17 protein-coding genes are annotated in these 16,214 nt (G+C 65.5%); 12 read left to right on the plus strand and 5 right to left on the minus strand.

The window, feature by feature from the left end:
• Window positions 1-45: 45 nt before the first annotated feature.
• On the minus strand, window positions 46-573 hold the full coding sequence (locus ACFC2Y_RS00175; RefSeq protein WP_375173034.1) for a hypothetical protein: 528 nt from the start codon (window positions 571-573) through the stop codon (window positions 46-48).
• 157 nt (window positions 574-730) lie between these two features.
• On the opposite strand from ACFC2Y_RS00175, the gene ACFC2Y_RS00180 reads away from it, so the two are divergent.
• Together ACFC2Y_RS00180 and ACFC2Y_RS00185 are read left to right on the plus strand one after the other, a co-directional pair.
• Entirely contained in the window at window positions 731-1,891 is a 1,161-nt protein-coding gene (locus tag ACFC2Y_RS00180) for a M24 family metallopeptidase (RefSeq protein WP_375173035.1), read from the plus strand.
• Window positions 1,888-2,649, plus strand: a complete 762-nt coding sequence (locus ACFC2Y_RS00185; RefSeq protein ID WP_375173036.1) for an aspartate/glutamate racemase family protein — start codon at window positions 1,888-1,890, stop codon at window positions 2,647-2,649. Before ACFC2Y_RS00180 ends, ACFC2Y_RS00185 begins: the two co-directional genes overlap by 4 nt.
• Before the next feature lie 284 nt (window positions 2,650-2,933).
• Here the strand turns inward: ACFC2Y_RS00185 and ACFC2Y_RS00190 are convergent, their stop codons facing one another.
• Genes ACFC2Y_RS00190 through purC form a run of 3 tightly spaced genes read right to left on the minus strand, consistent with a single transcriptional unit; the run spans window position 2,934 to window position 4,392 of the window.
• The gene (locus ACFC2Y_RS00190) at window positions 2,934-3,365 is read right to left on the minus strand and encodes a hypothetical protein (protein ID WP_375173037.1); all 432 of its coding nucleotides are present in this window, start codon (window positions 3,363-3,365) and stop codon (window positions 2,934-2,936) included.
• Window positions 3,366-3,389: 24 nt separating this feature from the next.
• Window positions 3,390-3,620: a phosphoribosylformylglycinamidine synthase subunit PurS gene (gene purS, locus ACFC2Y_RS00195; protein WP_375173038.1), complete on the minus strand. Its 231-nt coding sequence runs from the start codon at window positions 3,618-3,620 to the stop codon at window positions 3,390-3,392.
• Between the two features lie 13 nt (window positions 3,621-3,633).
• The gene (purC, locus tag ACFC2Y_RS00200; protein WP_375173039.1) at window positions 3,634-4,392 is read right to left on the minus strand and encodes a phosphoribosylaminoimidazolesuccinocarboxamide synthase; all 759 of its coding nucleotides are present in this window, start codon (window positions 4,390-4,392) and stop codon (window positions 3,634-3,636) included.
• Window positions 4,393-4,546: 154 nt separating this feature from the next.
• On the opposite strand from purC, the gene ACFC2Y_RS00205 reads away from it, so the two are divergent.
• The 3 genes from ACFC2Y_RS00205 to bmt all read left to right on the plus strand — a co-directional run bounded on the left by ACFC2Y_RS00205 (window position 4,547) and on the right by bmt (window position 8,066).
• The gene (locus tag ACFC2Y_RS00205) at window positions 4,547-4,858 is read left to right on the plus strand and encodes a DUF1476 domain-containing protein (protein WP_375173040.1); all 312 of its coding nucleotides are present in this window, start codon (window positions 4,547-4,549) and stop codon (window positions 4,856-4,858) included.
• Between the two features lie 273 nt (window positions 4,859-5,131).
• On the plus strand, window positions 5,132-6,979 hold the full coding sequence (locus tag ACFC2Y_RS00210) for a phosphatidylglycerol lysyltransferase domain-containing protein (RefSeq protein ID WP_375173041.1): 1,848 nt from the start codon (window positions 5,132-5,134) through the stop codon (window positions 6,977-6,979).
• Window positions 6,980-7,049: 70 nt separating this feature from the next.
• Complete coding sequence (gene bmt, locus ACFC2Y_RS00215; protein WP_375173042.1) at window positions 7,050-8,066, plus strand: betaine--homocysteine S-methyltransferase; 1,017 nt, start codon at window positions 7,050-7,052, stop codon at window positions 8,064-8,066.
• Between the two features lie 166 nt (window positions 8,067-8,232).
• Here bmt and ACFC2Y_RS00220 read toward each other — a convergent pair whose 3' ends face one another.
• On the minus strand, window positions 8,233-9,321 hold the full coding sequence (locus tag ACFC2Y_RS00220) for a PQQ-dependent sugar dehydrogenase (protein ID WP_375173043.1): 1,089 nt from the start codon (window positions 9,319-9,321) through the stop codon (window positions 8,233-8,235).
• A gap of 130 nt (window positions 9,322-9,451) precedes the next feature.
• Between ACFC2Y_RS00220 and ACFC2Y_RS00225 the strand changes: the two genes are divergently transcribed.
• The 7 genes from ACFC2Y_RS00225 (at window position 9,452) to ACFC2Y_RS00255 (ending at window position 16,129) form a co-directional block, all read left to right on the plus strand.
• On the plus strand, window positions 9,452-10,633 hold the full coding sequence (locus tag ACFC2Y_RS00225; RefSeq protein WP_375173044.1) for an ABC transporter substrate-binding protein: 1,182 nt from the start codon (window positions 9,452-9,454) through the stop codon (window positions 10,631-10,633).
• Window positions 10,634-10,728: 95 nt separating this feature from the next.
• Entirely contained in the window at window positions 10,729-11,508 is a 780-nt protein-coding gene (locus tag ACFC2Y_RS00230) for an ABC transporter ATP-binding protein (RefSeq protein WP_375173045.1), read from the plus strand.
• Window positions 11,509-11,549: 41 nt separating this feature from the next.
• On the plus strand, window positions 11,550-12,233 hold the full coding sequence (locus ACFC2Y_RS00235; RefSeq protein ID WP_375173726.1) for an ABC transporter ATP-binding protein: 684 nt from the start codon (window positions 11,550-11,552) through the stop codon (window positions 12,231-12,233).
• 89 nt (window positions 12,234-12,322) lie between these two features.
• Window positions 12,323-12,667 carry a hypothetical protein gene (locus tag ACFC2Y_RS00240; RefSeq protein WP_375173046.1) on the plus strand — a complete coding sequence of 115 codons (345 nt, stop codon included), beginning with the start codon at window positions 12,323-12,325 and terminating at the stop codon, window positions 12,665-12,667.
• Window positions 12,667-13,677 (plus strand): branched-chain amino acid ABC transporter permease, encoded by a 1,011-nt coding sequence (locus ACFC2Y_RS00245; protein ID WP_375173047.1) that lies wholly within the window; start codon window positions 12,667-12,669, stop codon window positions 13,675-13,677. The genes ACFC2Y_RS00240 and ACFC2Y_RS00245 overlap by 1 nt, the downstream gene beginning before the upstream one ends.
• Window positions 13,674-14,951: a branched-chain amino acid ABC transporter permease gene (locus ACFC2Y_RS00250; RefSeq protein ID WP_375173048.1), complete on the plus strand. Its 1,278-nt coding sequence runs from the start codon at window positions 13,674-13,676 to the stop codon at window positions 14,949-14,951. Before ACFC2Y_RS00245 ends, ACFC2Y_RS00250 begins: the two co-directional genes overlap by 4 nt.
• Window positions 14,948-16,129 (plus strand): aminotransferase, encoded by a 1,182-nt coding sequence (locus tag ACFC2Y_RS00255; protein ID WP_375173727.1) that lies wholly within the window; start codon window positions 14,948-14,950, stop codon window positions 16,127-16,129. Before ACFC2Y_RS00250 ends, ACFC2Y_RS00255 begins: the two co-directional genes overlap by 4 nt.
• Window positions 16,130-16,214: the final 85 nt, after the last annotated feature.

Here is a 16,214-nt window from a genome sequence, read left to right on the forward strand (position 1 = left end):
GATCTGGGGTTCTTTTGCCGCTGTTACGCCGGGTGTCGGCGAATCTCAAGGGCGCTTGGGGCCTGCGCCTGCGATCCCTTGCGGCGCGAGCGGTTCGTGCAGCGCGGGTGCCGGGTCGGTCAGCCGTTGCAACTGTGCCCAGGTGACCACGTCATAGAGCGATTGTGGGCTCATCCGTTGCGCATTGGGCATGCCGAGGGCGGCGGCGCAGATCTCGGAACAGAACCATTTGTCGGGGTTGTGCCGACCGAGCGACAGGATCTGGCTGAAGATGATGCCGACGTAGTCATAGCGTGCGCCGATGCGGTCGCGGATGAAGGTCCCGATCTCTTCGGGTTGATCGGGCAGGTCGACTAGATCCCAATGGGTGGGCTTGAGCAGTATCGTGGTTTCTCGCACACCGCCGTCGCGGCCTGAGGAGGACAGGCAGGTGGCCTCCCGCCCCAGGTCGGCGGAGCCCTGGATCAGTTCGACATGGCTGTAGGGCGAGCGGGTGGCAAAGCGGATCGCCCAGTCCTGCACCCGGTTCCAGAAGCTGCTGCCGCGTCCCTTGTAGAATGCCAGTGTGATCATCGCTGCCTCCTGTTGGCGTCACCCTAGGCGGCCAGGGTGTCGGGGCCAAGGGGCCTGTTGGTGAGGCTGGGCCATTCCGAGCAAGGCGCGGCGCAAAGACCCCATTGATCCCGCGCCCCTGCCCGTGCAGCCTGACCCGGAGCCCGAAGGATCGCCCATGACCCATGCCCCGCTCTTTCCGACCGACGAATTCCGCGCCCGGGTCGCGCGGGCGCAATCCGCGATGCACACGGCGGGGCTGGATGCGCTGCTGCTGACCACGGCGCCGGAGATTTTCTATTTCACCGGCTTCCTGACGCGGTTCTGGGAAAGCCCGACGCGGCCCTGGTTCCTGGTCCTGCCAGCACATGGCGACCCGGTGGCGGTCATCCCCTCCATCGGGGCGCACCTGATGGCCCGGGGCTGGATCACGGATATCCGGACCTGGCGGTCGCCGGATTATGCGGATGACGGGGTGAGCCTGCTGGCCGGGGTTCTGAGGGATCTTGTGCCGTCGGGGGGCCGGATCGGGCTGCCAAGCGGTGGTGAAACACATCTGCGGATGCCCCTGTCAGACTGGCAGACGCTGCAGGATCAGCTGCCGGACCGGGTGTTTGGCCCGGATGCGGGGATCATGCGCCGCCTGCGCATGGTGAAATCCGAGGCGGAGATCGCCCTGATCCGCCGCGCCTGCGAGATCGCCTACCGCGCCTTTGACCGCGTGCCGGAGATCGCGGCGGAGGGCACGCCGCTGTCGACAGTCTTTCGCCGGTTCCAGATCCTGTGTCTGGAGGAGGGCGCGGATTGGGTGCCCTATCTGGCCGGGGGCGCGGCGCCGGGGGGCTACGGCGACGTGATCTCGCCCGCCGATGACCGACCTTTGGCGGCGGGTGACGTGATGATGCTGGACACCGGGTTGGTGCGGGATGGCTATTTCTGCGACTTCGACCGCAACTGGTCCATCGGCCCGCCCTCGCCCGAGGTGGCCGAGGCGCATGCCCGGCTGATCGAGGCGACGTGGGCCGGGTTCAACTGTGCCCGGGTCGGTGCGACGGCGGCGGAGGTCTTTCACGCCATGGACAGGATCGTCAGCGGCGGCACAGGGGGCGGCGACGCGGGGCGTCTGGGGCATGGGCTGGGCATGCAGTTGACCGAGCCGCCCTCGCTGATCCCGGCGGATGACACGGTGCTGGAGCCGGGCATGGTGCTGACGCTGGAGCCGGGGATCGACCTGGGGGATGGTCGGATCATGGTGCATGAGGAAAACATCGTCCTGCGGGAGGGCGGGGCCGAATGGCTCTCTGCCCCGCAGGGGCCTGAGATCCGGGTGATCGGATGAGCGCGCATCTGTTTCCCCATAGCCTCTCCGCCGACCAACCCGTGCAATTAGGCCTTGTGGTGCTGCAGGCGGATGAGACGATCGAGCCGGACATGCGGCGCCTCTTCGGGCGCGAGGCGGAGGTGCTGGTCACCCGCATCGCCTCGGGCGAGGAGGTCACGCCGGAGACGCTGGCGGCGATGGAGACGCACCTGGGCCAGTCGGCCTCACTGCTGCCGGGCGGGGCGCGGTTTTCAGCCCTGGCCTACGCCTGCACCTCCGGCGCGGCGCAGATCGGCCCGGCCCGGGTGGCAGAGATCCTGAGGGCGGAGACCGGGGTGGCGCAGATCACCGATCCTGTGTCAGCGCTGACCGCCGCCTGTTCCGCGCTTGGGGTGACACGGCTTGGCCTGTTGTCGCCCTATGTGGCGGAGGTGTCGGACAGGATCAGGACTGTGCTGGCGGAGGCGGGGATCGCGACACCGGTTTTCGGCAGTTTCAACGTGGCGGAGGAGGCCCGGGTGGTGCGGATCGCCCCGGCCTCGATCCGGGACGCGGCGGTCAGCCTGGCGCAGGAGGGCGGGATCGAGGCGCTGTTCCTCTCCTGCACCAACCTGCGGACGCTGGATCTGATCGAGGAGCTGGAGGCGCGGACCGGCCTGCCGGTGCTGTCGTCAAACCAGGTGCTGGCCTGGCATCTGGCGCGATGTGCGGAGGTGCATTTGGCGCCGGGGTCCTGGGGACGGCTGGCCAGCCATTCTGTGTCGCTTCGTTCTTGACGGGATCAGGTCCCTGCAGAGGGCAGCGCCGACCCGAGGGGGGCGCAATAGCGCCGCCCTGGGGGGCGGGTCGGCGCTGCCCGGCGGTTCCGCCGGGCGGGACATTCATAGATGTTCTATGAAAGACTTCGAAAATCAGACCGAGAGACGTCCGTCTTCACAAGAGTCTGCGTTGACTCCCTTGACTTAGGCCATAGTGGCCTGGGTAAGGCTGACCCGGTGCTGAAACAACCTATGATCGCAAAGGATTATACCCTGCCCCGCGCCTGTCGGGACTGGGCCCGCTAGTCGACTTTCGCCCGCGTGAACACCAACTTCGCCAGCAGCCAGAAGGCGATCACGACGGGCAGCATGCCAATACAGAAGAACGCCCCGCCAAGCAGATAGAGGTTATCCGCCCCCGGGATGCGGACGTAGTCATAGGCGCGATTGCTGAGTACGGTGATCTCCGCCCCCTCGCCCCAGCCATAGTTCGAAGCGCCGAACCGGGTGCGGGTGACGCGTTCCGTCCCGTCGGCCTCCTGCACCTGGAGCGTTGGCCACCAGGTGCAGCCGTCGTCGTCGCATCTGTCGGGGTTTTCCAGAACGGTGGCGGGCCGTTCCTCCGCCGTGCCCATGAAGGCATAGGTGGTGACGACCTGGTAGCCGCCGAAGATGGCGAAGCCGCCTCCGATCAAGAGGAAGAAGACCGCGCCCCAGAACGTCGGCCAGTCCACGCGGATCGGGCCGGCCGCCACGGGTCAGACCATTTCGACGGAGTAGCTTTCGATCACCGTGTTGGCGAGCAGCTTTTCGCACATCTCGCGCACGGTGTCCTCGGTCGTGCCGTCGGCCAGATCGAGGTCGATCACCTTGCCCTGACGCACCCCGGTGACGCCGTCGAACCCGAGCGACCCGAGCGCGTGGCGTACCGCCTCGCCCTGGGGGTCCAGAACACCGTTTTTCAGCATGACATGAACGCGGGCTTTCATCGGTGAACCTTTCTCAGTTGATCAGCGTCGGCTTGGTGTGGCCGTTGGTTTTGGGCATGACGCCCAGGCGGCGGGCGACCTCGGTATAGGCGTCGGTGAGGTTGCCTAGATCGCGCCGGAACACGTCCTTGTCGAGCTTCTGACCGGTTTCCATGTCCCAGAGGCGGCAGCTGTCGGGGCTGATCTCATCCGCCACGATCAGGCGCTGGAAGTCGCCGTCGTAGACGCGGCCGATCTCGATCTTGAAATCGACCAGCTTGATCCCGACCGCATACATCACGCCCGAGAGATAGTCGTTGACGCGCAGCGCGAGGCTGAGGATGTCGTCCATGTCCTGCTGGCTGGCCCAGCCAAAGGCGGCGATATGTTCCTCGGTCACCAGCGGATCACCCAGCTTGTCGTCCTTGTAGCAGTATTCGACGATCGGGCGGGGCATCGGGGTGCCCTCCTCGATGCCGAGACGCTTGGAGAGCGATCCGGCGGCAAAGTTGCGCACGATGATTTCCAGCGGAATGATTTCACAGCTGCGCACCAGCTGTTCGCGCATGTTCAGCCGTTTCAGGAAATGAGTCGGCACGCCGATATTGTTCAGCCCGGTCATGAAGAACTCGCTCAGCCGGTTGTTCAGCACGCCCTTGCCGTCGATCGTGGCCTTCTTTTCCGCGTTGAAGGCGGTGGCATCGTCCTTGAAATACTGCACGATGGTGCCCGGTTCGGGACCTTCGTAGAGGATCTTTGCCTTGCCTTCGTAGATTTTCTTGCGACGTGCCATGGATGACCTTTCGTTCGGGCCTCCGGATGGCCCTGTCGAGTGTTGCGCCCTCTTAGATCATGGGCGGCTTTGTCGCAAGCGCCCCACGGGGCTTGCACGCCTTCGCGCAGGGGGGCATATCGGGGCTGAGGGAATTTCACGCAGGGGAGCGGCCATGAGCACCTTCGACGATCGCGAAAACGCATTCGAAAACAAATACGCCCACGACCAGGAAATGCAGTTCCGCGCTGAATCGCGCCGGAACAAGCTTCTGGGGCTCTGGGCGGCCGAGTTGCTGGGCAAAACCGGCGAGGACGCAAATGCCTATGCCCGCGAAGTCATCAAGTCCGATTTCGAGGAAGCCGGACATGAGGACGTTGTGCGCAAGGTCGCGGGCGATCTGGGCGACAAGGCCAGCGCCGACGAGGTGCGCGCCAAGATGGATCAGCTGCTGAAGGTCGCCAAGAGCCAGCTGCTGGAAGAATAAGCCGACCTTCGGGTCGCAAGAAGGGGCGCGGCCGGACGGGTCAGCGCCCCTTTCTCGTTAAACGTGCGGCATCGCGGCCACACACAGGTTAAAGCTGAGCGATCTGCTTCAGATTGTCGGTTTTCATCCCCTCGCCACACCGCTAATCGCCTTGAAAACCGGCGCAGACCGGATCGAGCAGTCCTTCGAGACAGACGGCCAGATGATGGCATGGGTTAAGACCTCGGTAGGACTTCCTGCCTATGCCTCACCGCGGAGTGAGTGGAGAGACCTATGACCCAAAACGCCCGCCAGCGGGCTGCCGTGGCACGCGCGGCCGCCTCTCGGATCCTGTTGCGTTCCGGCCTGCCGCTGCTGATCGGGGCGGCCTGTCTGTGGCTGCTGCGCGACCGGCTGGAGGGGCTGGATTTTCAGGCAGTTGCGGCGGTGGTCGAAGCGACCTCCCTGGGGCAGTGGATCGCGGCGGCGGGGGCGACGGCGGTCTCCTTCTGGGCCATCGGCAGCTACGATCTGGTCATGCACCGACATCTGCGCACCGGGGTGCCATCGCGGGTGGCGCAGGTCTCCGGGGCGGGGTCCATCGCGCTGGCGCAGGTGCTGGGAATGGGGATGGTGACCGGGGCGCTGGCGCGTTGGCGGATGCTGTCAGGGGCCCAGCCCGGGATGGCTGCGGCGGTCACAGGTACCGTGGCGCTGAGCTTCATGGCCGCCTGGGCCTTGATCGCGGTGCTGATGGCCTGGTTGCTGCCGGGGGTGACGGTGCCGGGCTGGATCGTTCTGGGTACTGGGGGCGTGACCCTAGCGGCGGTGACGCTGGCCTTCCTCTGTCCGGTCCTCCGCCTTGGCCCGCTGACGCTGCGCCTGCCCAGCCTGCGCGCCCTTGCGGCGATGGTCCTGCTGACGGGGCTGGACATCGTGGCGGCGGCGGCGGCGCTGTTTGTGCTGATGCCCGCCGATATGGCGCTGACCTTCGAGGTCCTGCTTCCGGTCTTTGCGCTGGCGCTTGGGGCGGGGCTGTTCAGCTCCACCCCCGGCGGGGCGGGACCGTTCGAGCTGACGCTGCTGGCCCTGCTGCCGCATGTGGCGGAGGCGCCGCTGCTTGGCGCCGTGCTGGCCTGGCGGGTGATCTATTACGCCGTTCCCGCGATGATCGCCTTGATCCCGCTGGCCGTGCCGTTCCGCATCCGAGAGGCCGCGCCGCTGCCTTGCCCGGTCAGCTCCGGCCTGTTGCCCCAGGCCACGCGGGCGGAATGCGGGGTCGCCCGGCAGAACGGCGGGCGGGTGCTGTCCACAGAACAGGGCACGGCGGTGGTTGCGGAAACCGGGCAGACGCTGACGCTGCTGTTCGATCCGATCTCCGGCCGTCCCGGCGGCGTGCTGAGCGCGCTCTCCGCCGCGGCACGGGACAGGATGCTGATCCCGGTGGTTTACAAATGCACCGGGCGGCTGGCGGCGCGGGCGCGTCGGGCCGGTTGGGCGGTTCTGCGGATTGCCGATGATGCGGTGATCGACCCGGCGGGCTTTGACACCGACGGGCCGCAGTTTCGGCAACTGCGCCGGAAGTTGCGGCAGGCGGATAAGGCGGGGGTGCAGGTGACGCGCGAGCGCCCTGCCCCGGCGATGCTGGATGAGCTGGCGGAGATCGACCGGCAGTGGGTCTCGGACCATCGGGGAGCGCGCGGGTTTTCTATGGGGCGGTTCTGTCGCGACTATCTGGACCCGCAGCAGATCTTTGTCGCGCGGCAGGAGGGGCGGGCCATCGCCTTTGTCACCCTGCATGAAACGCGGCATGACCTGGCGCTGGATCTGGTCCGCCATGCCGCGCAGCCGCCCGACGGCACGATGCATCTGCTGATCGCCACCGCCATCCGGAGCGCACGGGAGGAGGGTCGGACCCGGATGACACTGGCCGCCATGCCCGCCCGCCCGGGTTGCGAACACAGGATGCTGGCCGCCCTGCGCCACCGGATCGCGGATGGCACGGGCGGGGCTGGCCTCACGCGGTTTAAGGAAAGCTTCGGCCCGAGGCGACAGCCGCTCTACATGGCCGCCCCGGATATGGTGACACTGGCCCTTTCGGCGGCGGATATTGCCCGGACCATCTGGGAAAAGCGTTGCTAGCCGGGCTTTCCAGCGGTCGGCACGCGCGCTATGTGGGACGGAACGCGCCCCGACCTGACCGGAGGATTCGATGACCGACGCCCTGACCAAGCTGCTTGAAACCCGCGACTGGCTGATGGCCGATGGCGCGACGGGCACGAACCTGTTCAACATGGGGCTGGCCTCGGGCGAGCCGCCGGAGCTGTGGAATGTGGACGAACCGGAGAAGATCCGCGCCCTCTATTCCGGGGCGGTGAACGCGGGCAGCGATATCTTCCTGACCAATTCCTTCGGCGGCAATGCCTCGCGGTTGAAACTGCACGGGGCCGAGGGCCGGGTGGCGGAGCTGAACCGGCTGGCGGCGGAGCTGGGGCGCGAGGTGGCGGATGCCTCCGGGCGTCAGGTGATCGTCGCGGGGTCGGTCGGGCCGACGGGCGAGATCATGGCCCCCATGGGATCGCTGACGCACGAGCTGGCGGTGGAGATGTTCCACGAACAGGCCGAGGGGCTGAAGGCCGGCGGCGCGGATGTGCTGTGGCTGGAGACGATCTCCGCCCCCGAAGAATACAAGGCCGCGGCGGAGGCCTTTGCCCTGGCCGACATGCCCTGGTGCGGCACGATGAGCTTTGACACTGCCGGGCGCACCATGATGGGCGTGACCTCCGAAGCCATGGTCGCCATGGTCGAGAAACTGCCGAATCCCCCGATTGCCTATGGGGCGAATTGCGGGGTCGGTGCGTCGGACCTGTTGCGGACGGTGCTGGGCTTTGCCGCGCAGGGGGCCGAACGGCCGATCATCGCCAAGGGCAATGCGGGGATTCCCAAATATCACGACGGGCATATCCATTACGATGGCACGCCCGACCTGATGGCCGATTACGCGGCGATGGCGCGGGATTGCGGTGCCACGATCATCGGCGGCTGCTGCGGGACGATGCCGGAACATCTGGAAAAGATGCTTGAGGCGCTGAGCACCCGTCCGCGCGGCGAACGCCCGACGCTGGAGCAGATCGCGGCAAAGCTGGGCGGCTTTTCGTCGGCCTCGGACGGCACGGGCGACGACACCGGGCCGGGTCGTAGCCGGGGTGGTCGGCGGCGTCGCGGCTGATAGTGTAAGCTTGGTTTTCGCCTGAGGTGGCGGGTGCGGCGGGGCCATGAGCCCCGTCTGGTGGAGGGGGTGTTTCCGCGCTACTTTAACTTACAGCGCAAGTTGCTCTTGATAGAGTTACACCCGCTCATAGATCACATTAGCATCCGCCCATAACACACTGACTCTATTCTTTTACTATCCGATACACCGCCCCATTCCCCTCGGACAGGAACCACAGCGCGCCATCCGGTCCGGTGCGAACATCGCGGACACGGGTGGTCTCTGGCGCTTCGATCTTTTCCACCTCGCGCAGGGGAGAGCCCGAGAGCCGGGCGATATAGTCGAACTTCAGCGAACCGACAAAAGCATCGCCGCGCCATTCGCGAATCGATCCGTCATAGAAGGTCATGCCGGAGGGGGCGATAGACGGGTCCCAGTAGCTTACAGGCTGTTCCATCCCCGGTTTCTGCGTGCCCTCGCCGATCTTCATGCCGGAATAATGCCGACCATAGGAAATGACCGGCCAGCCGAAGTTGGCGCCCTTCTTGATCCGGTTGACCTCGTCCCCGCCGCGTGCGCCGTGCTCACTCACCCAGAGCTGACCGTTCGCGTCCAGGGCCGCGCCCTGCGGGTTGCGATGGCCGTAGGACCAGATCTCCGGCTGCGCGCCCTCAACCCCGACAAAGGGGTTGTCGTCCGGCACCGATCCATCGCGGTTCAGCCGGATGACCGAGCCATTGTGACGCGACAGATCCTGCGCCGACGGGCGATCCCCCCGTTCGCCGATGGTCATGAAGAGGCGGCCCTGCGGCCCCTCGACCACGCGTGAGCCGAAATGGCGACCGCCGGTGCTGCCCCGCTCCATTTCGAAGAGGGTCTTCACCCCGGTCAGCTGCGTGCCATCCTCAGACAACACGCCCCGGGTCAGCGCGGTGCCGCTGCCGCTGCCCTGGCTCGTGGCATGGGTCAGGAAAATCTCGCGGCTTTGCGCGAAATCGCGGGGTATCATCACGTCCAGCAGGCCACCCTGCCCGGCATCGACCACGGGCGGAACACCGGAGACCCGCCGGGCCTCTCCATCGCGCAGTAGGGTCAGGCGCCCGGCCTTTTCGGTGATCAGCAGCCCGCCGTCCGGCAGAAACCCGATCGCCCAGGGGGTGTCGAAGCCGCGGGCGACCTCTTCGATGCGCAGCGATCCGGCGGAGGTGTCGAGAGCATTCGCGGGCAAGGCAAAAAGCACGGCTCCGAAGGCGGCGGCAATGAATCTGAGCATGAGATATCTCCTTTGGCCCAGAGCTAGGCCAAGTTGACGTAGAAACAACCTGACATCACGAGAGCTTTTCTTTTTGCTTTGGCGCGCATAGCATCATCCCCGGACCATTGTTCCAATAGGGAGATGAACGATGAAAAAGCTTCTGCTCGCAGGTGCCGCAATCACGGCAATGACCGCAGCGGCACATGCCGAAGACGTCAAGCTGGGGGTGATCCTCGGCTTTACGGGACCCATTGAATCGCTGACGCCGGCCATGGCCGCCGGTGCGGAATTCGCCATGAAGGAAGTCACCGACAGTGGCAAGTTCATGGACGGGTCCTCCGTCACGCCGGTGCGTGCGGATTCGACCTGTGTCGACGCGGGCGCCGCAACGGCCGCGGCCGAACGCCTGATCACCTCTGACGGGGTGAAGGGCATCATGGGGGCTGACTGTTCCGGCGTGACCGGCGCGGTTCTGACCAACGTGGCCGTGCCGAACGGCATGGTGATGATTTCGCCCTCCGCAACCTCGCCGGGCCTGTCGGAGACCGAGGACAACGGCCTCTTCTTCCGCACCTCGCCCTCCGATGCACGTCAGGGTGTCGTGATGACCGAGGCGCTGATGGACATGGGCGTCAAATCGGTCGCGCTGACCTACACCAACAACGACTACGGCAAGGGTCTGGCGGACAGCTTCCAGCAGGCCTTCGAAGCCGCGGGCGGCTCGGTGACGATCTCCGCCGCACACGAAGACGGCAAGGCGGACTATTCCTCCGAAGTTGCGGCCCTGGCCTCCGCCGGTGGTGATCTGCTGGTCGTCGCGGGCTATGTCGATCAGGGTGGCGCGGGCATCATCCGCGGCGCGCTCGACACCGGCGCGTTTGACAAGTTCCACCTGCCGGACGGCATGATCGGCTCCGCGCTGGAAGAGAACTTCGGCACCGAACTGGACGGCTCCACCGGTCAGGTTCCGGGCACCGACAGCCCGGGTGCGGCCAAGTTCGCCGAAGTTGTGGGCGATGCCTTCGACGTCTCCGGCCCGTACACCGGGGAAAGCTATGACGCGGCCGCGCTCATCATGCTGGCCATGCAGGCCGCCGGGTCCACTGATCCGAACGAGTACAAGGGCAAGATCATGGAAGTCGCCAATGCCCCGGGCGAGCCGATCTATCCGGGCGAGCTGGGCAAGGCGTTGGAGCTGCTCGCAGCTGGCACCGACATCGACTATGTCGGCGCGACGGCGGTCGAACTGATCGGCCCCGGCGAGGCTTCCGGCTCCTACCGCGAGATCAAGTTCGAAGACGGCAAGATGACCACGGTCGGCTACCGCTAAGACTAGGTTGACCTTTGAAGCGGCCCGGCCCAGAACCGGGCCGCTTCGCATATTCAGGCAAGAGGCGGCAAACGCCCGCGCCACAGGGGACAGAGATGATCGTCGTCGAGGACATCCACAAACATTTCGGCGGCTTCCACGCCGTGGACGGCGCCAGCCTGACGATCCGGGACGGGTCGATCACCGGGCTGATCGGGCCGAACGGCGCAGGAAAGACCACGCTTTTCAATGTGATCGCAGGGCTTCTCCCGCCCACCTCCGGTCGGGTGACCATGGGCGGGGAGGATATCACCGGCCTGCCGCCGCATGACCTGTTTCACAAGGGGCTCTTGCGGACGTTCCAGATCGCGCATGAGTTCCATTCGATGACCGTGCGGGAAAACCTGATGATGGTGCCCGGCGGCCAATCCGGCGAGACGCTGTGGAATGCCTGGTTCGGTCGCGGTCAGATCGCGGCGGAGGAGCGGGACTTACAACGTAAGGCGGACGAAGTTCTGGAGTTCCTCACGATTTCCCACCTCGCGGATGAAAAGGCCGGGAACCTCTCGGGCGGGCAGAAAAAGCTGCTGGAGCTGGGCCGCACGATGATGGTCGACGCCAAGATCGTCTTCCTGGACGAGGTCGGCGCCGGGGTGAACCGGACACTGCTGATGACCATCGCGGATGCGATCCTGCGGCTGAACCGCGAGCGCGGCTATACCTTTGTCGTGATCGAGCATGACATGGATTTCATTGAGAAACTTTGCGATCCCGTGATCTGCATGGCCGAAGGCAAGGTGCTGGCCGAGGGCACGCTGGCCGAGATCAAGGCGAATGAACATGTGATCGAGGCCTATCTGGGCACCGGTCTCAAAAACAAGGAGATGGCGCAGTGAGCCTCGCAGACGACACGCGCCCCTTCCTGATCGGCGAGGCCATGACCGGCGGCTATGGCCGCGGGCCGGATATCCTGCACGGCTGCACGATCGCGGTGAACCCCGGGGAGATCGCGGTGATTGTCGGGCCCAATGGCGCGGGCAAATCCACCGCAATGAAGGCGCTGTTCGGCATGCTGGACGTGCGGTCGGGTCAGGTCTTGCTGGAAGGTCAGGACATCACCGGGCTGAGCCCGCAGGACCGGGTGCGTCAGGGCATGGGATTTGTCCCGCAGGTGAACAATATCTTTCCCTCGATGACTGTGGAAGAGAACCTGGAGATGGGCGCCTTTATCCGGGACGATGACATTTCCGGAACGATGGCAACGGTTTACGATCTGTTCCCAATCCTGAAGGACAAGCGGCATCAGGCGGCGGGGGAACTCTCCGGCGGGCAGAGGCAACAGGTGGCCGTGGGCCGCGCGCTGATGACGAAGCCGAAGGTTCTGATGCTGGACGAGCCGACGGCCGGGGTCAGCCCGATTGTCATGGACGAGCTGTTTGACCGGATCATCGAGATCGCGCGGACCGGTCTGCCGGTGCTCATGGTAGAGCAGAACGCGCGGCAGGCGCTGGAGATCGCGGATCGGGGCTATGTCCTTGTGCAGGGAGCCAATGCCCATACCGGAACGGGCAAGGACCTGCTGGCCGACCCGGAGGTCCGGGCCAGCTTCCTTGGAGGGTAAGGGATGGGCTGGTTCGCACTTGACTTGCTGATGTCGCCACGCCTTACGGCGTATGTCGGGGGGATGCCCCTGGCGCGCGGGGTGACGCCATGATCCGCTATCTGGTTGCTGTGGTTTTGTCTGCCCTGCCCGGTCTGGCCCAGGCCTCGGATTATTCCTGCAATTTCAAAACTGAATGCTATGAGTCCGAAGCCTGTGCTGAAAGCAACTTCACCGTCGCCGTGAGGGGTGGGGAGGACAAGTTCGTCACCGATTTCGGCACCTTTCCGATCCTCGCAAAGCGGGATACGGAGAGCATTCTGACGGTCTTCGTTCGCACGGACGGGGCGGTCTACCTGCTGTCTGCAGGACCTCGCGCGGCGCGATTGACGGTGCATATCACCGACGGTCCGCAGTCGCTTACTTACCTCGGTCTCTGCGAAAAGGTCGGATGATGGATTGGCTCAACGCACTGGTTGCCCTGTCAAATTTCGTGTTTGTCCCGGCGCTCGCCTATGGCGCGCAACTGGCGCTCGGCGCGCTTGGGGTGACATTGATCTACGGGATCCTCCGGTTCTCCAACTTTGCCCATGGCGATACCATGGCCTTTGGCACCATGTGCGTGGTGCTGGTGACCTGGGCCTTTCAATCCTGGGGCCTCAGCCTGGGGCCCTTGCCCACGGCCCTGTTGGCGCTGCCTTTCGGGATCCTGCTCTGCATGGCGCTGGTCCTGGGCACGGACCGGGTGGTCTATCGCTTCTACCGCGCGCAGAAGGTGAAACCGGTGGTTTTGGTCATCGTCTCCATGGGGGTGATGTTCGTGACCAACGGGCTGGTCCGGTTCATCATCGGGCCGGACGACCAACGCTTTGCCGATGGCGAGCGGTTTCTGATTTCCGCACGTGATTTCAAGGAGATGACAGGGCTTGAAGAAGGCCTCGCCATCAAGACCGGGCAGGCGCTGACCGTGGTGATCGCGGTGATCGCGGTGGTCTGGCTCTTCTGGTTCCTCAACCGGACACGCACGGGCAAATCCATGCGCGCCTATTCCGACAACGAGGACCTGGCCCTGCTCTCGGGCATCAACCCGGAGCGTGTGGTGACCGTGACCTGGCTGATCGTGGCGGCGCTCGCCACCCTGGCAGGCACGCTTTACGGTTTGGACAAGTCATTCAAACCCTTCACCTATTTCCAGCTGCTCCTGCCGTTCTTCGCGGCGGCTATCGTCGGCGGGCTGGGCAGTCCGATCGGCGCGATCGTCGGCGGTTTCGTCATCGCCTTTTCCGAGGTGATCATCACCTACGCCTGGAAAAAGGTGCTGACCTATGTCGTACCGGAGACCTGGGCGCCTGACGGATTGGTTCAGCTTCTGTCGACCGACTACAAGTTCGCGGTCTCCTTCGTGATCCTGATCGTGGTTCTGCTCTTCCGGCCTACGGGCCTGTTCAAGGGGAAATCCGTATGACCCTGCGCGACGCCTCTCTCTTCGCCCTCGTGGGGGCCCTCATCCTGCTAACGGGATTTATGCAGAGCTGGAACCTCGCCCTGCAAGTTCTTAATATGGGGCTGATTTCCGCGATCATGGCCCTGGGCGTGAACCTGCAATGGGGCTTTGCCGGGCTCTTCAACGTCGGTGTCATGGGCTTTGTCGCACTTGGCGGGCTGGCGGTGGCGCTGACCGCGATGCCGCCGGTGGCAGAGGCCTGGGCCGTGGGCGGTTGGCGCATCCTGCTGGCGCTGGCCGTGGGGGCCGCGACGGCGGCGGCGGCGGTCTATGCCTGGACCGCGAAACTGCCGCGGCGGGGCTGGATCGTGGCGGCGATGCTGACCATCGGATTCATCCTCTTCCGCATGCTGTTCGATCCCGCGCGTGACGCGGTGGAAAGCGTCAACCCCGCGCTTCAGGGCAACCTGGGCGGGCTGGGTCTGCCCGTGCTGCTGGCCTGGCCGGTCGGGGGGCTGCTGGCCGCCGGGGCCGCCTGGGCGATCGGCAAGACGGCACTTGGCCTGCGGTCCGACTATCTGGCGATTGCCACGCTCGGAATTGCCGAGATCATCCTGGCGGTGATGAAGAACGAGGACTGGATGGCGCGCGGCGTGAAGAACGTCATTGGCGTCCCCTCGCCGCTTCCGACGGCTTTCGAGCTCCAGCAAAGTGCTGAATTCGCCTCACGTTTTGCCGATCCGGTGACGGCCTCGACGATCACGGTCAAACTGGGCTATGCGGTCCTGTTCACCATTGTCCTCGTCCTGATCCTGCTGCTGATGCAGCTTGCGCTGAACTCCCCCTGGGGGCGGATGATGCGGGCGATCCGGGATAACGAAACGGCGGCGGCGGCCATGGGCAAGGACGTCACGCGGCGGCATCTGCAGATCTTCGTCCTTGGCTCGGCAATCTGCGGGATTGCGGGCGCGATGATGACGACGCTGGACGGGCAGCTGGTGCCGGGCACCTATCAGCCGCTGCGCTTTACCTTCCTGATCTGGGTGATGGTGATTGTCGGCGGGTCCGGCAACAACTTTGGCGCGGTGCTGGGCGGCTTCCTGATCTGGTTCCTCTGGGTGCAGGTCGAACCAGTCGGGCAATGGGCCATCGGGATCCTCACCTCCGGCCTCCCAGAGGGCAATTTCAAGGACCATCTGGTGGACAGCGCGGCCTATATGCGCCTGTTTACAATGGGGGTTCTGATGCTGGTGGTGCTGCGCTTCTCGCCGCGCGGCCTGATCCCGGAACGCTGACCATGGCCCTGCCCCGCACCGCCACGACGTTTTCGCCCCCGGTGATGGAGGCGCGCCGCTGGCTGGCGGAGGCAGAGATGCCCGCCGACCTGCCGCTGATCAACGTCAGCCAGGCCGCGCCGGTCGATCCGCCGCCCGAAGCCATGCGCCGGGAAATTGCCCGCCTCGCGTTGGAGGAACCGCAGGCGCATCTTTACGGCCCCGTCCTTGGCCTGCCCGCGCTGCGGGAGGAGGTCGCGCAGCAGTGGCTTACGGCGTATGGCGGCGAGACCGCTGCGGATCAGGTTGCCATAACCTCCGGATGTAACGAGGCTTTCTGCGCCACCATCGCCACGCTGCTGGCCGAGGGGGACGAAGTTCTGCTGCCGGTGCCCTGGTACTTCAACCACAAGATGGCGCTGGATATGGCGGGGGCGCGGGCCATTCCGCTGCCCACGGATGCGGCGCTGCTGCCGCAGATCGAGGCGGCGAAGGCTCTGATCACTGAGCGGACCCGGGCGATTGCGCTGGTCAGCCCGAACAACCCGGCGGGGGTGGAGTATCCGCCGGAGCTGATCGGGGCCTTCTATGACCTCTGCGAGGCGCATGGTCTGGTGCTGATCCTGGATGAGACCTACCGCGATTTCCATTCCTCCTCCGCCGCGCCGCATGATCTGTTCGCGCGCCCGGATTGGGGACGGACTTTGGTCCAGCTCTATTCCTTTTCAAAGGCCTACCGGCTGACCGGGCACCGGGTCGGCGCCATGGTCACCTCTGCCGCGCGACTGGCGGAGGTGGAGAAATACCTCGACACCGTGACGATCTGCCCGGCGCAACTGGGCCAGTTTGCGGCGCTTTGGGGGATGCGCAACCTGGGCCAGTGGCTGGCGGGCGAGCGGGCGGAGATACTGGCGCGGGGGGCGGCGGTTCGGTCAGGCTTCGCGCCGCTGGAGGCGCGGGGCTGGCGGCTGCGCGGGGCCGGTGCCTATTTCGCCTATGTCGATCATCCCTTCGCGGCGCCCTCGGATGTGATCGCGCGGCGGCTGGTGTCGGAGGCGGGTGTGCTGATGCTGCCGGGCACGATGTTCACGCCCGAGGGAGATGCGGAGGGCCAGCGCCAGATGCGCATCGCCTTTGCCAATCTGGACACTGCGGGGATCGGCACCCTGATCGACCGGCTGGCACGGGTCGCGGAGTAGCGCGGCCCCTTGCCCCCTATCCCGCGGCACACTAGACAGGGCCGACACATTACCCGCGCTCTGCGCGGATGAAGGAGACGGTGCA

The organism is Pseudooceanicola sp. (assembly GCF_041987405.1).
Lineage (GTDB): Bacteria > Pseudomonadota > Alphaproteobacteria > Rhodobacterales > Rhodobacteraceae > Pseudooceanicola.